We start from the raw sequence: 15738 nt of genomic DNA on the forward strand, positions 1-15738 counted from the left end.
GCCACGGACGACGGCCGTTGCGAGGGCGGCAAGTCGATTACCAAAGCGCAAATATATCCCGTTGGTGGCGAGATGGGTGGGGCTGTCGGCTTGTCACCAACCCTGCCGACCGAGAGGTCATCCGGCTCGCCGGCCATGGGCACCGAGCGTCGGTGAGGTGAGCCGACGTTCATCGATAGCGGGTCCAGCCAGAACGTCCTGGCTGGACCCGCTATGTGGACTCGGAAGGACGCTCGTTCAGAGCAGGTCGCGTTCCATCATGTCGTCCGCCTCTTTCCAGTCGATGAAGCGGCAAGATCCCGTCGCCAAGTCGACCGAGACGGGTAGGTTTCCGCCGAGTTGCATGTCCTCGCGTCCGTGGTCGAGGTAGTCGACGTGGTCGTAGGGAGCGATGAACCGTCCCCCGTCCGTGAAGCAGTACTCAGGAATGATCCGGACAAGGGAGTACGCCCTCCAGGACCTGCTTTCGGCAGCGAGGAACTCCGTGGCCCTACGCTCGGCTTCCTCCCTGTCGAGCATGTCAGTTGGTCCTCATGAGGTAGTAGTGCCGGAATCTCTTTGCGGCCGGATTGGCCTTGCCGGACTGGAAGTCGAAAAACACCACCTGCCCGTCGATGTTGGCGACGTTGAAGTAGTGACCGACACCCTTCTCCGGCCACGCTCCCACGCTCCCATGCGCGCCCGGGCCCCAGCGCAGCATGTCGCTGACGATGACGTTCAGGCTTCCGACCTTGCGCCACGCAAGCCCCGTGATCGCTGAGACCTCCGCCCTCGTCAGGCGTCGGTCGGCTCCAGAAACGGAGTTCGGGTTGCGGCCAGCCATGAGGTCGTCGCCCGCGGTGGCACACAGTCCGCAGTTCCTCTCGCCACGCTCAGGGTTGATCCGCTGCCTGGAGGACGGGGCCTGGGGCGGTGTAGTAGGGGAGGCCGAACCTCGTCGAATTTGGCTCTCCGTAGTAGCGGCCACCACCCGGCTCGACCGCGGCCCGCCGCCACGCCGTGAGGCCGCCGATGTCCACGAGGGTGATCTGCTGGGCGAGTTCGTCGGCTGCCTCGGCGTACAGGTCGGCCAGCGCGTCGCAGCCCTGCTGGCGGAGCATGGACTCGGCACGGTAGAGGTGGTAGGCGGGGCGGACGGGGAGGTACTGGTCAACGTAGGCGCTGGCGCCGCCGTTCTGGCCGGTGACGGCGTCGTAGGCGTCGCCGAGGAACTCGAAGGGCATGGTGAGCCCTTGGAGGAAGCCGTCGCCGAGGCTGTCGACGTGGCAGTTGGGGTCTTGGGAGGTCAGGCGGCTGGGGTCGGTCAGGAGGGTGGGGTCGTTGTCGGCGTAGGCGTACGGGGAGATGTACGGGGTAGATGTGTCGCGGTTCGCGGGGTCGGGGCGGCTGAAGCGGCCGGTGGCCGAGGTGTACTGGCGGGCGTGGAGGTCGAGGTTGCCGGTGGTGGTTTCGTAGCGGGCGCCGGTGAAGGACGGGGTGGCCGCGGGGGCGCCGCTGGTGACGGTGTTCAGCACGCGGGTGCCGTAGGGGTGAACTGGCGGCCCTGGTCTCCGAGGCTGCCAGCCATGCCGGGGCGTTGTGGGCCGCCCATCGTGGTCTCGGCTGATCTGAGGGCGCATATTGGGCCGTGATCAATCTGCGGGAATCGCCCTCATGGCGGGGTTTGGATCGGTAGTTCTTCTTTCGTGACGCGAGTGCAACTGACTTACGAGGAATGGGAGTTCATCGAGTCGTTTCTGCCGATCGGAGAGTGCGGCCCGTACCCGGAGCGGCTGCGGCAGCAGTTCGAGGGCGTGATCTGGCGGTTCAAGACCGGCGGGCAGTGGCGGGAGATGCTGCAGGAGTTGGGCGCCTGGTCCACGGTGCACAACGGCTTCCGGCAGTGGCGTGACGCCGGCGTCTTCGAGGCCCTGCTGGAGGGGCTGATCGCGGAAGTGGCGAAACTGGGCGAGGTGGACCTGTCCTTGGTCAGTATCGACTCCACCACCGTGCGCGCCCACCACGACGCCGCAGGGATGCACTTGGACCAGGACGTTCCTCACCGCCACGGAGAAGGCCGCGACCGAGGAGGAGAAGGCCAGCCCGGTCGACTATCGTGAGCGCCACGCGGTGGAGTGCGGGATCAACCGTCTCAAGAGGCACCGTGCCGTTGCCGCCAGGTACGACAAGCTCGCGGTCCGATACGAGGCGACGGTCATGATTGCAGTGATCAACGAGTGGTTGTGACTACCTGGTTCCGGCTGGGCGCGATGCGGGTGGGGAGCAGTTCTCGCAGGAGTTCCAGGGTGAGGTCAGGCTGTCCCACGAACGGAGAGTGACCTGTCTGCCATTCGCGCACGTCGGTGCAGCGCGAGGCCATGGTCCGCTGGAGGCCGGGGTCGATGGCGCGGTCCTGTGCGCAGATGACGTAGGTGGAGGGAGTCTTCTTCCAGCTGTGGTGCTGGGGGACTCCTCGTCCGCAGCCTGGGGCTTGCGCACGCAGCAGGCCGACCGCCTGCGCGGCAAGGGGTTCGGGCAGTCGCCGTAGAGGGTGTCGATGGCCAGGCCGGGGTGCAGGGTGGTCGAGCCGTCCGTTTCGGCGACGATGGCGTCCTTGAGCTGTTGGGATGCACCGCCCAGACTGGCCGCGCTCTCGCCTGCATCGAGTACGAACGCTGCCAGGTAGACCAGGTGTGCTGCTCCGCGGACCCCTGTGATCACCGACCCTCCGTAGGAGTGGCCGAGAACGACCGGGGGCTCGGGCAACGCGTCGATGACTGCCTGGACGGCGGCGGTGTCAGCAGCCAAAGAGCCACGGTGGAGCTCGGGTACAGCGACCTCGGTTCCGTCGGTCCGCAACCGTTCGGCCAACACCGCAAAGTGCTCGGGCCGGTGATACAGGCCGTGAACAAGCACTACAGCAGCCAACTCGTCCACATCCTCAGATCTACACCAGACCAATGAGCCTAGCCCCTAACCATGGCCACCGTCTCACCTTGATCCACTTTCGATACACGGCCTAGGGCAGAGAGTGGGGGACCGCCGCCCGGGCGTAGTCCTGGACCAGTGGACGGGTGTCATCCGCGCGCCAGGCCAGGGCGAAGCGGGTCGGGGATATCCCGTCTACGGGCACCACGACGACTCCGCCCCGGGCGAGCAGGGGCACGTTCCCCGCGGCCACCAGGCAGATACCGAGGCCGTCGACGAGAGCCTCGTATGCCTCGTCCGCACTGGCGATCTCCCCGCCGATCACCGGCGGCCGGCCGTCGCGGGCGTCCAAAGCCAGCCAGTGGTCGCGCAGTTCGGGTGCGACGGCGGGCAGGGCGAGGAAGGCTTCGTCGAGGAGGTCGGCGAAGTCGACACGCTCCCGTCCGGCGAGCGGATGGGTCTCGGGAAGGGCAACCAGGCGGGGTTCGGTGGCCACGACGACCCAGCGGTAGCGTTCGGCGCCTGCCAGGGGAAGCCAGACGAAGGCGACATCGCTTGTCCTGTCGGCGAGGCCCGCCGTCGGGTCTTCCCAGCCCACCTGGCGCAGCTTCAGCCGGATCTCGGGGTGGGCGGCGGTGAAGCGGGAGCGGATCGCCGGCAGCAGACCGCCCCGGCCAGGGCTGGTGGTCATCCCGACGACGAGGGTGGCCTGCGCTTCCGCGCGGGCCTGCCGTACGGCGTCGTCCGCCTCGGCCCAGGCGGCGAGTACGGCCCGGGCATGCGGCAGCAGCGCCGCACCGACCGGGGTGAGGCGGACACCGTGCTGGTCGCGGTCGAAGAGCGGGGCGCCGAGCTGCCGCTCCAGAGCCCGGATCTGCTTGCTGAGCGCAGGCTGGGAGACATACAGCTTCTCGGCGGCCCGGGTGAAGTGCAGCTCAGCGGCCACGGCGACGAAGTACCTCAGGTCACGCCCGTGCACGTCCGTGGTCATAGCCATGGGCTATCACAACAGATCTTCGACGGGCAACGCCCTCGTGACGCAGGCTTGTCGTGTCACCGAACGAGGGGAGCAGCACATGAGCAAGGTCTGGCTGATCACGGGCGCCAACAGCGGCTTCGGGCGTGCCTTCGCCGAGACGGCGATCGCCGGGGGCGATGTCGTCGTCGCCGCCGCGCGCCGCGTCGAGAGCCTGGACGACCTGGTCGCGGCACACCCCGACCAGGTCGACGCGATCGCCCTGGACGTCACCGACACGGCCGCGATCGACACCGTCGTACGGGACGTCGCCGAGCGCCACGGCCGCATCGACGTCCTCGTGAACAACGCGGGCCGCACACACGTCGGTTCGGTCGAGGAGACCGGCGACGCCGAGTTGCGCTCCCTCTTCGACGTGCACGTCTTCGGCCCCGCGGCGCTGACGCGAGCGGTCCTGCCCCACATGCGGGCCCGCCGAGCGGGTGCGATCGTGCAGCTCAGCAGCGTGGGAGGGCAGATGTCGATGGCCGGTTTCGGCGCGTACAGCGCCACGAAGTTCGCCCTGGAGGGCATGTCGGAGGCACTGGCCGCCGAGGTCCGGCCGCTGGGCATCGACGTTCTGATCGTGGAGCCGGGCGCCTTCCGTACGAGCCTGTTCGGCAACCACAGCCTGAGCGCGGACGGGATCACGGACTACGCGGACACGGTGGGCGCGACACGCTCTTTCGTGGAGACAGGGGGCGGCACGCAGGCCGGCGACCCGGCCAAGGCCGCGGCGGCGGTCATCCGGGCCCTCGACGCGGGGGAGACGCCGCTGCGGTTGGCGCTCGGCGACGACTCGATCGACACGATTCTGGGGCACCTGGAGCAGGTGCGGGCCGACCTCATGGTCTGGGAGAGGGTGGGCCGGGACACCAAGCTGGACCAGTAGAAGAGCGCGTGAGGGCCCGCACCCCGGCTCGGGGGTGCGGGCCCTCACGCGTAGCACCTTCCGCAGGAGTGAGTTGATCGTGCTCGTCCCCGACACGGTCCACCGCCTCAATTGGTCCCGGTGGAGACGGCGCCATCAAGGCCGATCACGTACCAGTCCCGGCGACAGGCCGCAGTTCAGAAATGAAGATCACGATTTGCAGCTGGAGTAGTGGCTGTTCGTCAGTTACAGCTGATTCGTGCCCCGGTCTCTATTCCGTAGTTCGCCCACACCATCGCTTTCCGTGTGTTGGGGCCGTAATCGCCGTCCGCCGCGACACCCACCTTCCTCTGAACGGAGACGAGCGCCGACTCGGTGAGGTCTCCGAAGACACCGTCCGTTGCCAGCTTGTATCCGTAGCAGGAGTTCAGGTTTTTCTGGAGGGCTCGGACTGCCGTGTTGCTCATCCCTCGGTCCAGCCAGCAATTGGGCGTAGCGCCAGCGTAGGGAATGTACTTGTAGGAGGTGGGGGTTGTGACGTTGTTGTAGACGATCCCCCCGTAGCTGCAAGGGGAGTCAGCCGCGGCCGCGGACGGCGCGCCGGCGAGAGCGCCGCCGAGGAGGCCGGCGAGAAGGCTCGCCGTGGCCGTAGCCGATTTCACGCGTCCGCTTCGGATCTTGATCAATTCTGCTCCACCTTCCGGTTTTCGGGCGGATTACCCGAGTTACTGCGGGACGGGACTGGTGCGATTGATGCAACGTGAACCAATGGGGATCACTGGTTACCTGCGCAGGCAGGGGGGCGACGGGATCGCTCGCCTCGGATCTGATCGGGGATGGCCCCGCCCATGCCGACTGCTCGGGCGCATGAATGAGAAAGCGATGGTGAGGAAGTGTGCGCCCATCGGAGTCTGTGCCAGCCCTCGATGACGGGACATTAGCCCGGCCCGGTCGTTGGGCGTGCCGGTCGTTTGCCCCACAGGCCTTTCAGCCGTGGATCGGTTGGGTGGCTGTAGTCCAGGGCGGCGGGGGAGCGGTGGGCGCCGGCGCGGGCCTGGTGGCAGCGTCATCCGCCGGACCAGTGCAGGCCGCGCTGGATCCGGTCGGAAGTGGGTGGCTGAGGCTGGGGCCGCAGGGCGGCGACGAGGCGACGGATCTCGTAGACGGCGTAACGCGGGGTCGGGACGGTGCTGGTGGGGTCAGCCTCGTTCTCCTGCGCGGTCGGCGAGAAGTGCCCCCTTGCCTCGGAGTACTTATGCCAGGAGGGGACACTGCTCGCGCTGGGCAGTCGCGTCCTGGACGGCAAGGCTCCGGCGGGCGTGGGGTGCGGCGTCGCGGGCACCCTTGCATAGGCTGGCCGTCTCATCCGACGCACCGCGACGAGGATCAGCCCGCCCATGCGCAGCAGCACCAGGATTCGCCTGATCGAGCCCACCGACGCCGCCCCGATAGCCGCTCATCGGGTGCGGGACTTCGAGGCCTTCCGGCCGTGGGAACCGGCCCAGCCGGCCGACTTCTTCACCCCGGAGGGCCAGGCGGAGCGGATCGACAAGCTGCTGGCCGGATACCGGACCGGCACGGTCTGGCCGGGCGTGGTGCTCGCCGACGACCAGGTGATCGGGCAGGTCACCGTCGGAGGCATCCTGCCGCAGCCGCACCTGCGTCGCGCCTCCGTCGGATACTGGATCGCCAGCGTCGCCCAGAACCAAGGGCACGCCGGGCACGCCGTCGAGCTTGTACTTCGCGTGATGACGGACGAACTCGGGTTGCACCGCGCCGAGGCGTCCACCAGTCTGGAGAATCTGCCGTCGCAGCGGGTGCTGCGCCGCAACGGGTTCAGCCCGTACGGCATCGCGCACTCCTCGATCTTTCTCGACGGGAGCTGGCGGGACGGGCTGCTGTGGGAGCGGATCCTCGGCGACTGATCTCGCCGTTTCGGTTGAGGTGAGGCCGGAAGCGGGGAGGAAATGCGAAAGTGCCTTCTGAGGTGGGGCGATGAACCTTGTCGAGGGGTTCTGTCCGTCCAGCGGAAGGCACTTTGAGCGCGTGCAGGGTATCCATTCTCGTCCCAGGCTCCACGTCTCCACTGAGGGTTCGGGGGTGGTCGGGCACGCGGGCGCACGTTTGCTGGCGGATCTTGCCGATGCCACCGGTCTGACCACCGCCTACTCCACTGCCTCAGGCCGCTGCGACCGCGTGGCACCGGGCACGATCCAGGTCGGACCGCCACCGATCTCGCGGTGATGCTCGCCGACGGCGGTGAGGCGATAGCGGATCTGGCCGTGCTGCGGGACCAGGGCGAGGTATTCGGACCGGTCGCCTCCATGCCCACCGCCTGGCGGTTGCTCGCCGACACCGACGGGGCAGTACTCGCTTCGCTGCGAGCGGCCCGCGCTTCAGCCCGGGAAGTCGCCTGGATGCAGGCGGCCGAGACCGGCCAGGGCATACCCGCCGTCCAGGCCGACGGACGAGAACTTCCCGGCCTGGTCCTGGACCTCGACGCCACGCTGATCACCTCCCACTCGGGAAAGGAACAGGCCGCGCCCACTTACAAAGGCGGCTTCGGCTTTCAACCGCTGCTGTGTTTCCTCGCGAACACCGGCGAGCCCATGTCTGGCCGACTGCGGCCCGGCAACTCCGGAGCCAACACCGCCGCCGATCACATCGCGGTGCTGGACGATGCCCTCGCGCAGATCCCCGACGCTCACCGGTATGGCACCCAGATCCTGGTCCGCGCCGACAGCGCCGGATCCGCGAAAGCCTTCCTCACCCACATCCGGACCTTGCGCGAGCACGGGTTGAACCTGCGGTTCCCGGTCGGATACGCGGTCACCGAGCCAGTCCGTCGTGCAATCCGCTCGTTGCCCGAAGCTCTCTGGCATCCCGCCTTGGACCAGAACGGGACACTGCGAGTCGGCGCCGAGGTCGCCGCACTGACGGGCATGGCCGACCTCGCCGGTTACCCGGCTGGCACCCGCATCACAGTGCGGCGCGAACGGCCGCACCCCGGCGCTCAACTGTCCCTTTTCGACCACGACGAGGGCCTGCGGCACCAGGTATTCCTTACCGATACCCCTTACTCCGGCGGCGGCTCCGCACAGTTCCTTGAGGTCCGCCACCGCGGACACGCCACCGTCGAGGACCATATCCGGTGCGGCAAGACCACTGGCTTCGGCCGCTTCCCCTCCCGCCATTTCGACGTCAACGCCACCTGGCTTGAACTCAGCCTCACGGCGATCGATCTCCTCGCCTGGGCCCGCGTCCTCCTGCTGGATGGCGAACTGGCCGCCGCCGAACCCAAGAAGCTTCGCTACCGGCTGCTACACGTTGCCGCTCGCCTTACCCGCAGTGGACGCCGCCTCTGCCTGCGGATCTCGGCGACCTGGCCCTGGAGGCACGAACTGGCCACGGCTTTCCACCGCCTCGCCGCACTGCCCCGACCGGTTGACTGACCTGCGGCCCCCGCCCACCCACGACCCGAAGGACCCGGAGAACCCGACCATTGCGCCGCGACTCCACCATGCCCAGGCAACAGAATCACCTCGGCCACCCAACAGTTGATGATCAACGCAGCCGCTCAGCCCAACCGAAACGGCGAGGCTAGTACTGGCAGTTGTCGAGCCAGTCTGCCCGTTCCTCACGATTGACGCCGCCATCGCCGTCCACCACGTAGGCCAACGCCTCCATGAAGGTAGAACCCAGCGACCAAAGGCAGTACGGCCCCACGGCGATAACACGACCGCTGGCCGCAATGTACGCAGGGAACTGGCTCGACCACATGCCCAGAGGACTGAAGTTCTCTCCGTAGTGCCGCTCCAGCGTGGCCGCTTCCGTGGCGCCGTCGATGCAGGCGTCAACGGGGTCCATGTGCAAGCGCGAACCGGGGACACGGGACGGAGAGCTCCTGATCATCAGCTCGCCGAACTCGGCACAGACCGCTATCGCCAGGTCGTTGAGGTCGAACCCTGCACCTGTCAGTTGCCGCGTCCAGTCCGCGATGGCGATCTTGCGACCTGGTGTCCACCCGGCAGCACCAAGCGCGTCCAGCACCGACGGACTGCAAGCCGTCGTCGACTCCCTGATGTGTTCTATGTGCCCTCCCACTCGGCCCATGTGTGTTGCCCAGTCTGCCGCACATCCCCACCAGCGCACAGGGTTATTGGTTCCGAAGGACACGAAGATCGTTTACGGGACAGCCCTCAGGTCCGCCACCGTTGCGGACCCAAGAGGGTTTGAAATCACCGGAGTCGGAGATATCCGGCGGGTGAAGTCCCGCACGGCTTCGGCGTCCTGGTGCGAGCGGTCCAGTGGATGCCGCTGCTTCCACGGTCACGGGTCCCCGCCGTACTCGGTCGGCTGTCAGGCATTCTTCCGCGATACCGGTCGCAGTAGCCGGCACACCCGCCCGCGTCCGATGGCGCGGATCCGCCCGGGGAACAATTCCCCGGGCTTCGAGAGGAGATCCTCCAGCTGGTCGGATAATTACTCGGCCCAATCCCCGTCCGTCACCACCGACGGCCCGTTGCGACAACTCCGCCTGTACATAGGTGAGGTATCTGGCGCGTGACATCGCTGAACTGCAGCCGTCCAACCGATCCTGAACTGAGGGGGTCATGTACTTCAGTCACAGATTTTGATCCGTCGGTCACAGCCGGTCGGGTTCGGTCGCGAAGTCGGTGACCGAGTCCGACCCGGCCCTTGTGCCGTGGAGTCGCGCGGGCGCTGGGGCGTGAAACGGTCAGATCCGATTGCTGCAGGGAGGATCTGTGGCTGTAGGAGAAGGAATGGCCGTGCTGGTTGATCCTGTCGGCGATCAGTCGACGCTGTCGCTGGTGACCTTGACGGCGGCGCCGAGGTTCGGCGCAGCTCTCCTGGCGAGTTCGCCGGCATGGTCCGGATCTACGCCCTCGGCCACGACGATGTCCACCGCCGATCCAGACACGGCATCGCGGCGCAGAGTCGCGGCGACGACCGGGTACTGAGCGAGTACCGCCTCGTACGCGGCGATAGCCTCGGTGGGGAAAGCGTCGTTGAAGTCGGTCTCCACGAAGAGCCCGCCCTTGACCGTTAGGACCATCACGCCAGAGAGTGGCCGGTGCCGGTCGCCCTCGGCGTACATGTCCTTGAACACCGCCAATGCGCCGGTGGCATCGACCGCGGTGACCTCGATCCGCCAGCGGTCGGTTGCTTCCTTCCAGGGTGCGTCATTGATGTCGGCGTTCGCCACCCGGTCGTCGGCCGTCAGTGACCTCCACAGCGCCAGGACCTCTCGGGTGCGGCCCTCGTCCGCGACAACGGTGAAGGTGATGCCATCCGTCTCGATCCGGCCGGTGGTCTTGTCGTGACGGGCGACGTACTCTCTCATCTCGCCCGCCAGTGTGGTCACACGGTCGGCCGAAGTGCCGTCCTTGAGGATCAGGGTGCCGGTCGACTTTCCCTGGAAGGGCAGCGTGTTGTCTTTGGTGGTGTGGATTTCTGCCACGTCGGGGGTGTCGGCCCAGTCTTCTTCGAATTCCGCGGCCAGCGCCGTGCCCTTGTCGATGGCGCAGCCGGTCAACGAGGCCAGGCCCAGCATGAACGCGATGATCAGTACCGGCCATCGCAGGGCGTTTCTTCTCAGTGTGGTCTCCTTGGAAGCGAGTGAGCACGCCGGGGCCGATCAGTCCCGGACCTGGCCTGCGGTGGTCGCGACCGGCTCCAGTCGTACGGTGCGGGTTGTCGACGGTGAGGAGATTCGCCTTCCTGGTTGAGGCGAAGCCGCAACTGGGGCTGATCACCGGGTTCTTCAGCGGTGTATACGCTGCCATCTCGTCGATTCGTGTCGCCGGTAGACAGCTTGAGGCTCTCTCTGTTCGCGCCTGACGGCACATGTGTGAGTGGCCCGGAGGGTGCCGGTTGCTTCGCCGTTGGTCAATGGGGTGGGGCGACCGCCCCTGATGAAGGCCGTCCGGGACCGTCAGTTCCTGAAGTCAGGCCGTGGGCGGCCGTTGTGGCGCAGCCGGAGCCGACGCCGGGGGTGCGAGCGCAGCACCGGATGTAGGTTCCAGCCCTGCTCCGAGGCGACGCGCAGGACGTAACCGGCGCCGGCGCCCCGGAAGTGGTGTGTTCCGAGTTCGAGGTCGCGGTGGTATTCGCGACGGTACTGGGAGGTCTCCACCCGCCGGGTCTGCTTGTCGATGCGTCGGTCCACGCGCGCCTGGTAGTACGCCGTGTCGCCTTCCCGCACCAGTGCCACCGGAGTCACGCACCAGAGCGGGACGAACGGCACCCGGCCCAGGGTGGCGTCCAGCACCCGTATCGCACCGTTCTCGGTACGCGGCATCATGTAGACAATCAGTTCGGCTACCGTCGCCACGCAGTAGATGCAGGCGGCAAGGAAGACCCACACCACCCACCACAACGGCAGGAACACCAGGGTCAGGGGGAGCAGCAGCAGCCAGCGCAGTGCGGCCGGCCGGACGGGCAGCGGTCCCCAGGCGGGGTCGTCGTCATCGTGCACGGATGGTGTCCTCCTCTCAGTTGGCCATCGCTCGGCGGTACGCCTGTGAGCCTATGCCAGGGGCCGGCCCGCACGGAGCGGCGGGCCGTGCCGGTCCCCGGCATCAGCATGGGCCGGCCGGTGTCTCACTACTTCGTGGGCATGGTGTCCAGCGCGTCGACGATGCGCTCGCCGTAGTAGCCGTGGCTGCGTGCCGGGCCCGCGCAGACCGTGTCGGCCGTACCGTCGCTGTCGTACGGCATGGTGCAGGGCACGTCGTCGGCCTGTTTCCAGGACGGGCAGTTGTGGCACTGACTGATCACGAGCGGTGATTTCGAGGGCGACTGGATCTCCACGCGGTCCGCGAACATCAATGCCTCGCCCTCGGTCCTGACCGGCAGAGCTGCAGCCTCACTGCTTAAGTCCGACCGTCACTTCAGCGGGCTGGCTTCCCACGACTTCTGCAGGGCGAGAAGCTAGAAGCTGCGGCTGGCACAGCCGTTGCGCGTCCCGTCCTGCGTGTACCGCGCCCACTTCAGGTTCTCGAACGCCTGCTCGCCGTACAGCCCGTCAACGGTGATTCCCTCTTGGCCCTGGGCGTATTTGAGGGCGTCTCGTGTGGCCGGGCCGAATTCGCCGTCGACGGCGATGGCTTGGCCGTAGCACGACTTGAGGGCGAGCTGAAGAGTCTCGACGCCGTCTCCGGAGCTGCCGTAGTCCATCCAGCAGCGCACGTTGTAGTAGCCCTTGTATCACACGTCTGGGATCTTGATCATCTGGGAGGAGGTCGTGTTGTAAGCGATCTTGTGGGTGGATGAGCATTCCCCGACATAGGGCCACGCTGCCGCCGAAGGAGCGACGGCAACGGCACCACCGAGGAGGCCGGCGGTCAGAGCGCCGGTCGCCAGAAGGGATCTGAACCGCTTGCCGAGGCGAATGGACATGCTTGTACCTCTCGTGAGCGAAGGAAGGGAACCGCCCGTGCGCCAGGCGCGCACCGGCACCCGTCTGGATGTGCGCCCGCCAAGGCTGGTGTCAGCCCCCTACGACGGGGACAGTAGCCCGGCCCGGTCGCCGGGTGTGCCGGTCGTTCGCCCCACAAGGAACGGCCGCCGCACACCCCCGAACACGCGCAAAGCGGCGGACGAGAGCGCCTCTCGTTCGCAGCCGTGACTTTTGAACTCGACTGCCGCTACAAGACTCGGGGCGGCCCGGGTGTCGTTCGGCAGCCGGCAGTCGGCATCAGAACGCCGACACCGATGCCTTCATCGCGCCGAGGCCGGAGGCGAATGGGCATTCTGCCTTGATCATGGGTCAACTACCCTTGCTCCTATGCGGCATGGGGGATTCGCGGGCAACGGGGCGGGAGCCGCTGAGTCGATGGACAGCCCAGGGTCCAGCGAGCGCCTGGTCATCCTCGCCCTGGAGCGGTTCGGGGTGTGGCTCCGCTCCATCGTGGTCTGCCTGTGCGGTGCGCTGGGCATCGTCTCGGCGGATGCGGCGGACATTCCCCTGGCGCTGGCCCTGCTGGCGCCCGCCGGCCTCGCCTGTGGTGTGCGTCTTTACTCGCTGCGCCGCCCAGGCCTGTTCCCGCTCGCCCTGCTGTGGACGTTGGACGCGGCCGTGGTGGTGTTGACGGGGTTGTCTCAGCCGGTGATCGGTGGCGAGTCCGCGGATGTGATGGTGGAGGCGATGGTCGGCATCAGCGTCGTCGCCTTCCAGTACGAGTGGGCGACGAGACCCGTGGCTGGCGCTGCCCTGGCCGCATTGGGGGCCGTCGTCTTCGTGCTGGGCGATGCCCTCTCCACGCCCGGGAACAGCCCTGACCTGGTACCCCTGGTGCGCATGCTGATCCAGGTGGTCCTGTCGAGGGCCGCCTACCTCATCGTGCGGGCGCTGGCCAGGGCGGCCGACCGCTCGGCCGCGGTCAGGGCGGCGGCGCGCCGGGAGATGAAAGTCGCCGCCGCACGCAGGGCGACCGAGCGTGAATACCTGGCGACCCTGCACGACACGGCGAGCGCGACGCTGCTGATGGTCTCCCAGGGCGACGGCCGGGACTGGTCGTGGCTGCCTCCACGGGCCAGACAGGATCTGGAGGCCATGTCCGCCGTGCCCGGATTCGAGACGGGCAACGTCGACCTCGCAGCCCTTCTGAGCTGCGTACCCGAGGGTGAGGGACAGACCAGGGTGCGCCTCAAGACGCACATCGACGGCCCGCTCACCATTCCTTCCGGACCTGGGCTCGCGATCTTCAACGGGGTCCGGGAGGCCGTCACCAATGTGGCACGCCATGCCGGGGTGCCGGAGGCGGAGCTCAGGGCATGGACAGAAGGGGACAGCGCCGTCGTCGAACTGTCCGACGCGGGACGGGGTTTCGACCCGGAGTCCGTCCCCGCACGGCGACGGGGCATCTCCGGATCCATCATCGCCAGGATGCACGCAGCCGGAGGCTCCGCTTCCGTCACCTCCCATCCGGGCACCGGAACCTGCGTGCAGTGGCGCTGGCACGGCCCAGCCCGGGCGTCACAAGCAGGGGACGGAGCACCGGCGACCGGCGTACCGCACCCGCCCCACGCCCAGGTACAGCACACGGCCGACATCCGCTTCATCCGCGGACGGCTCCTTTACGGCACCCAGCTGGCCGTGCTGCTGATCAGCCTGGTGTGGCAGTTCACCATCTCGCTGCGCCGGCTCGTGGTCCACCAGGACATGTACCGCCCCGCGTGGGCACAGACGGCCGCCTTCGTCTGCCTTGCCGCTGTCGCGGTGATCGGGGGTGCCTATCTGCTGAGGGGCAGGCAGATCCCGCCGAGGGTGCGCTGGTGGAGCGTGGGCTCGGTGCTGGCCGTTTCGGCGGTATGTGCGTTCACGCTCCCGTCGGAGCAGTCGACAGGTGCGCCGGACTGGGCGTTCGGAGTGGTCGGCTGGCATGCGCTGTTCCTGCTGGCAGACCTGAGGGTCAGGGTGTTCGCGGCGTTCCTCGCGGCGCATGTGGTGCTCAACGCGACCGCGGTGTTCCTGTCCGGGGCGCCAACCGTCGCCCAGTGGGCCACCATGGGCATCTCCACGATAGCCAGCTGCGGCTTCCAGCTCTCCGTCGGTGTGCTGATGACGTCCCTGCTGCACGGTACGGCGCCGGCAGCGGGGACCGCAGCCGCACGGGAGGAAGAACTGCGTACCCGGGAACGCATCCACGAGGACATGCAGCGTGATCACAAGGAGCGCTACCGCGCGCTGACGGCGACGACCGTGCCGCTGCTCGTGGGCCTGGGCCACGGTGTGCTGAGCCCGCACGATGAGGAGGTCAGGCTGCGGTGCGGTGTGGAAGCCGCACGCATGCGCCGCTTGTTCGCGGAGAGCGACGCCGTCCTGGACCCGCTGCTGAACGAGCTGCGGGCATGCGTCGAAGTGGCCGAACACCAGGGAGTGACGGTGAGCCTGGCCGTACGAGGGAGGCCGGGTGAGGTACCTGTGGAGGTACGCAGGGAACTGATCGACCCGGTCGCGGTGATTCTGAACCGTACCCGCTCGACCGCGCGGGTGACCGTCGTGTGGACACCCCGCACGGTACGCGTGAGCGTGGTCAGCGAGGACTGCGCCGACGGCCGGAGCACGGAAGAGACTGCCTCGTGGCACGCGGGTTCCACAAACCCGCAGGTGGACGTGGCGCGAACGAAGCGCGGCGGAAGTGTGTGGGTCGAAGCGGGCTGGAGAAGACCGGCGGCCTCCGGAGTTGACCTCACATGAGTGACAACGCACCGGTCAGTGTGGTCGTCGTGGACGACCATCCCGCCATCCTCTCGGGCGTGGAGGCGTGGTACGCCGCATCACGGCGGCCCATCACCGTGGTCGCGTCCGGCGACTCCGTACGGGAAGCCTGGACCGCGCCGGGCAGCACGGCCGACGTCGTCGTCCTGGATCTGCAACTGGGCGAGGGCGGCCCCGCCTTCGGCAGCCTTCGAAGACTCGTCGACGCCGGGCGGCAGGTGGTCGTCTATTCGATGCGGGACGACGAGAAGACGGCGCTCAACTGCCTGGACCTGGGAGCCGCGACCTACCTGACCAAGAGCGAGGGCCGAGACCATCTGGTCGAGGCGACGCTCGCGGCAGCGGACGAACGGCCCTACATGGCGCCCGCGCTGGCCGGCGCGCTGGGAACGAACACCCGCGCCGACCGCCCCCAGCTCTCGGTGCGCGAGGAGAACGCGCTCATCGAGTGGTTCCAGTCCGAGTCGAAGGAGCTGGTCGCGCAGCGTCTCGGGATCTCCGTACGAACGGTCAACTCCTATCTCGACCGGGTCCGCATCAAGTACGCGAACGTCGGCCGGCCCGCCCGGACCAAGGCAAGCCTGGTCGCCCGCGCCATCCAGGACGGCCTGGTCGACGTGGACGACCTCTGAGGGAGCACAGGCTCTGGCAGTGGTAGCCGGCCTGGCGGGCGAAGCCGGAGAGTCCGGCCCTTTCGCT

Annotated in this window: 17 protein-coding genes and 2 pseudogenes; 6 read left to right on the forward strand and 13 right to left on the reverse strand. The window is 67.7% G+C overall.

Annotated elements, in window-relative coordinates; all coding sequences use genetic code 11:
• Positions 1 to 237: 237 nt before the first annotated feature.
• Genes ACZ5VD_RS33070 through ACZ5VD_RS33080 form a run of 3 tightly spaced genes read right to left on the reverse strand, consistent with a single transcriptional unit; the run spans position 238 to position 1514 of the window.
• Entirely contained in the window at positions 238 to 519 is a 282-nt protein-coding gene (locus tag ACZ5VD_RS33070; protein ID WP_468684302.1) for a hypothetical protein, read from the reverse strand.
• Between the two features lies 1 nt (position 520).
• On the reverse strand, positions 521 to 823 hold the full coding sequence (locus ACZ5VD_RS33075; protein WP_468684303.1) for a toxin glutamine deamidase domain-containing protein: 303 nt from the start codon (positions 821 to 823) through the stop codon (positions 521 to 523).
• A 49-nt stretch (positions 824 to 872) separates the two neighbouring features.
• Positions 873 to 1514, reverse strand: coding sequence for an RHS repeat-associated core domain-containing protein (locus tag ACZ5VD_RS33080; protein ID WP_468684305.1), 642 nt, complete (start codon positions 1512 to 1514; stop codon positions 873 to 875).
• Between the two features lie 171 nt (positions 1515 to 1685).
• Here ACZ5VD_RS33080 and ACZ5VD_RS33085 point away from each other — a divergent pair.
• Positions 1686 to 2079: pseudogene (locus ACZ5VD_RS33085) on the forward strand (transposase); the annotation flags it as partial.
• Positions 2080 to 2226: 147 nt separating this feature from the next.
• Here the strand turns inward: ACZ5VD_RS33085 and ACZ5VD_RS33090 are convergent.
• A complete protein-coding gene (locus ACZ5VD_RS33090) occupies positions 2227 to 2916 on the reverse strand; it encodes an alpha/beta hydrolase (protein WP_468684306.1) in 690 nt (229 codons plus the stop codon).
• Between the two features lie 82 nt (positions 2917 to 2998).
• The gene (locus ACZ5VD_RS33095; protein WP_468555152.1) at positions 2999 to 3898 is read right to left on the reverse strand and encodes a LysR family transcriptional regulator; all 900 of its coding nucleotides are present in this window, start codon (positions 3896 to 3898) and stop codon (positions 2999 to 3001) included.
• Positions 3899 to 3983: 85 nt separating this feature from the next.
• On the opposite strand from ACZ5VD_RS33095, the gene ACZ5VD_RS33100 reads away from it, so the two are divergent.
• Entirely contained in the window at positions 3984 to 4814 is an 831-nt protein-coding gene (locus ACZ5VD_RS33100) for an oxidoreductase (protein WP_468684308.1), read from the forward strand.
• A 221-nt stretch (positions 4815 to 5035) separates the two neighbouring features.
• Here the strand turns inward: ACZ5VD_RS33100 and ACZ5VD_RS33105 are convergent, their stop codons facing one another.
• Together ACZ5VD_RS33105 and ACZ5VD_RS33110 are read right to left on the reverse strand one after the other, a co-directional pair.
• On the reverse strand, positions 5036 to 5479 hold the full coding sequence (locus ACZ5VD_RS33105) for a peptidoglycan-binding domain-containing protein (protein ID WP_468555150.1): 444 nt from the start codon (positions 5477 to 5479) through the stop codon (positions 5036 to 5038).
• Positions 5480 to 5859: 380 nt separating this feature from the next.
• On the reverse strand, positions 5860 to 6099 hold the full coding sequence (locus tag ACZ5VD_RS33110) for a hypothetical protein (RefSeq protein WP_468684309.1): 240 nt from the start codon (positions 6097 to 6099) through the stop codon (positions 5860 to 5862).
• Between the two features lie 91 nt (positions 6100 to 6190).
• On the opposite strand from ACZ5VD_RS33110, the gene ACZ5VD_RS33115 reads away from it, so the two are divergent.
• Positions 6191 to 6718, forward strand: a complete 528-nt coding sequence (locus ACZ5VD_RS33115) for a GNAT family N-acetyltransferase (RefSeq protein WP_468555148.1) — start codon at positions 6191 to 6193, stop codon at positions 6716 to 6718.
• Between the two features lie 70 nt (positions 6719 to 6788).
• Positions 6789 to 8245: pseudogene (locus ACZ5VD_RS33120) on the forward strand (IS1380 family transposase).
• Positions 8246 to 8393: 148 nt separating this feature from the next.
• Here the strand turns inward: ACZ5VD_RS33120 and ACZ5VD_RS33125 are convergent.
• From ACZ5VD_RS33125 to ACZ5VD_RS33150, 6 genes are all read right to left on the reverse strand, one after another.
• Complete coding sequence (locus tag ACZ5VD_RS33125; RefSeq protein ID WP_468555147.1) at positions 8394 to 8843, reverse strand: SUKH-3 domain-containing protein; 450 nt, start codon at positions 8841 to 8843, stop codon at positions 8394 to 8396.
• A 763-nt stretch (positions 8844 to 9606) separates the two neighbouring features.
• Positions 9607 to 10368: a hypothetical protein gene (locus tag ACZ5VD_RS33130; protein ID WP_468555146.1), complete on the reverse strand. Its 762-nt coding sequence runs from the start codon at positions 10366 to 10368 to the stop codon at positions 9607 to 9609.
• A 381-nt stretch (positions 10369 to 10749) separates the two neighbouring features.
• Positions 10750 to 11292, reverse strand: coding sequence for a hypothetical protein (locus tag ACZ5VD_RS33135; RefSeq protein WP_468555145.1), 543 nt, complete (start codon positions 11290 to 11292; stop codon positions 10750 to 10752).
• A gap of 128 nt (positions 11293 to 11420) precedes the next feature.
• Positions 11421 to 11642: a hypothetical protein gene (locus ACZ5VD_RS33140; protein ID WP_468555144.1), complete on the reverse strand. Its 222-nt coding sequence runs from the start codon at positions 11640 to 11642 to the stop codon at positions 11421 to 11423.
• A 105-nt stretch (positions 11643 to 11747) separates the two neighbouring features.
• Positions 11748 to 11993, reverse strand: coding sequence for a peptidoglycan-binding domain-containing protein (locus ACZ5VD_RS33145; protein ID WP_468684311.1), 246 nt, complete (start codon positions 11991 to 11993; stop codon positions 11748 to 11750).
• 30 nt (positions 11994 to 12023) lie between these two features.
• Entirely contained in the window at positions 12024 to 12215 is a 192-nt protein-coding gene (locus ACZ5VD_RS33150; RefSeq protein ID WP_468684312.1) for a hypothetical protein, read from the reverse strand.
• A gap of 436 nt (positions 12216 to 12651) precedes the next feature.
• On the opposite strand from ACZ5VD_RS33150, the gene ACZ5VD_RS33155 reads away from it, so the two are divergent.
• Positions 12652 to 15018 (forward strand): sensor histidine kinase, encoded by a 2367-nt coding sequence (locus ACZ5VD_RS33155; RefSeq protein WP_468684313.1) that lies wholly within the window; start codon positions 12652 to 12654, stop codon positions 15016 to 15018.
• Positions 15015 to 15671 (forward strand): response regulator, encoded by a 657-nt coding sequence (locus ACZ5VD_RS33160; RefSeq protein ID WP_468684314.1) that lies wholly within the window; start codon positions 15015 to 15017, stop codon positions 15669 to 15671. Before ACZ5VD_RS33155 ends, ACZ5VD_RS33160 begins: the two co-directional genes overlap by 4 nt.
• The last annotated feature ends 67 nt before the right edge of the window (positions 15672 to 15738 follow it).

It is taken from the genome of Streptomyces sp. NPDC032822 (assembly GCF_055578825.1).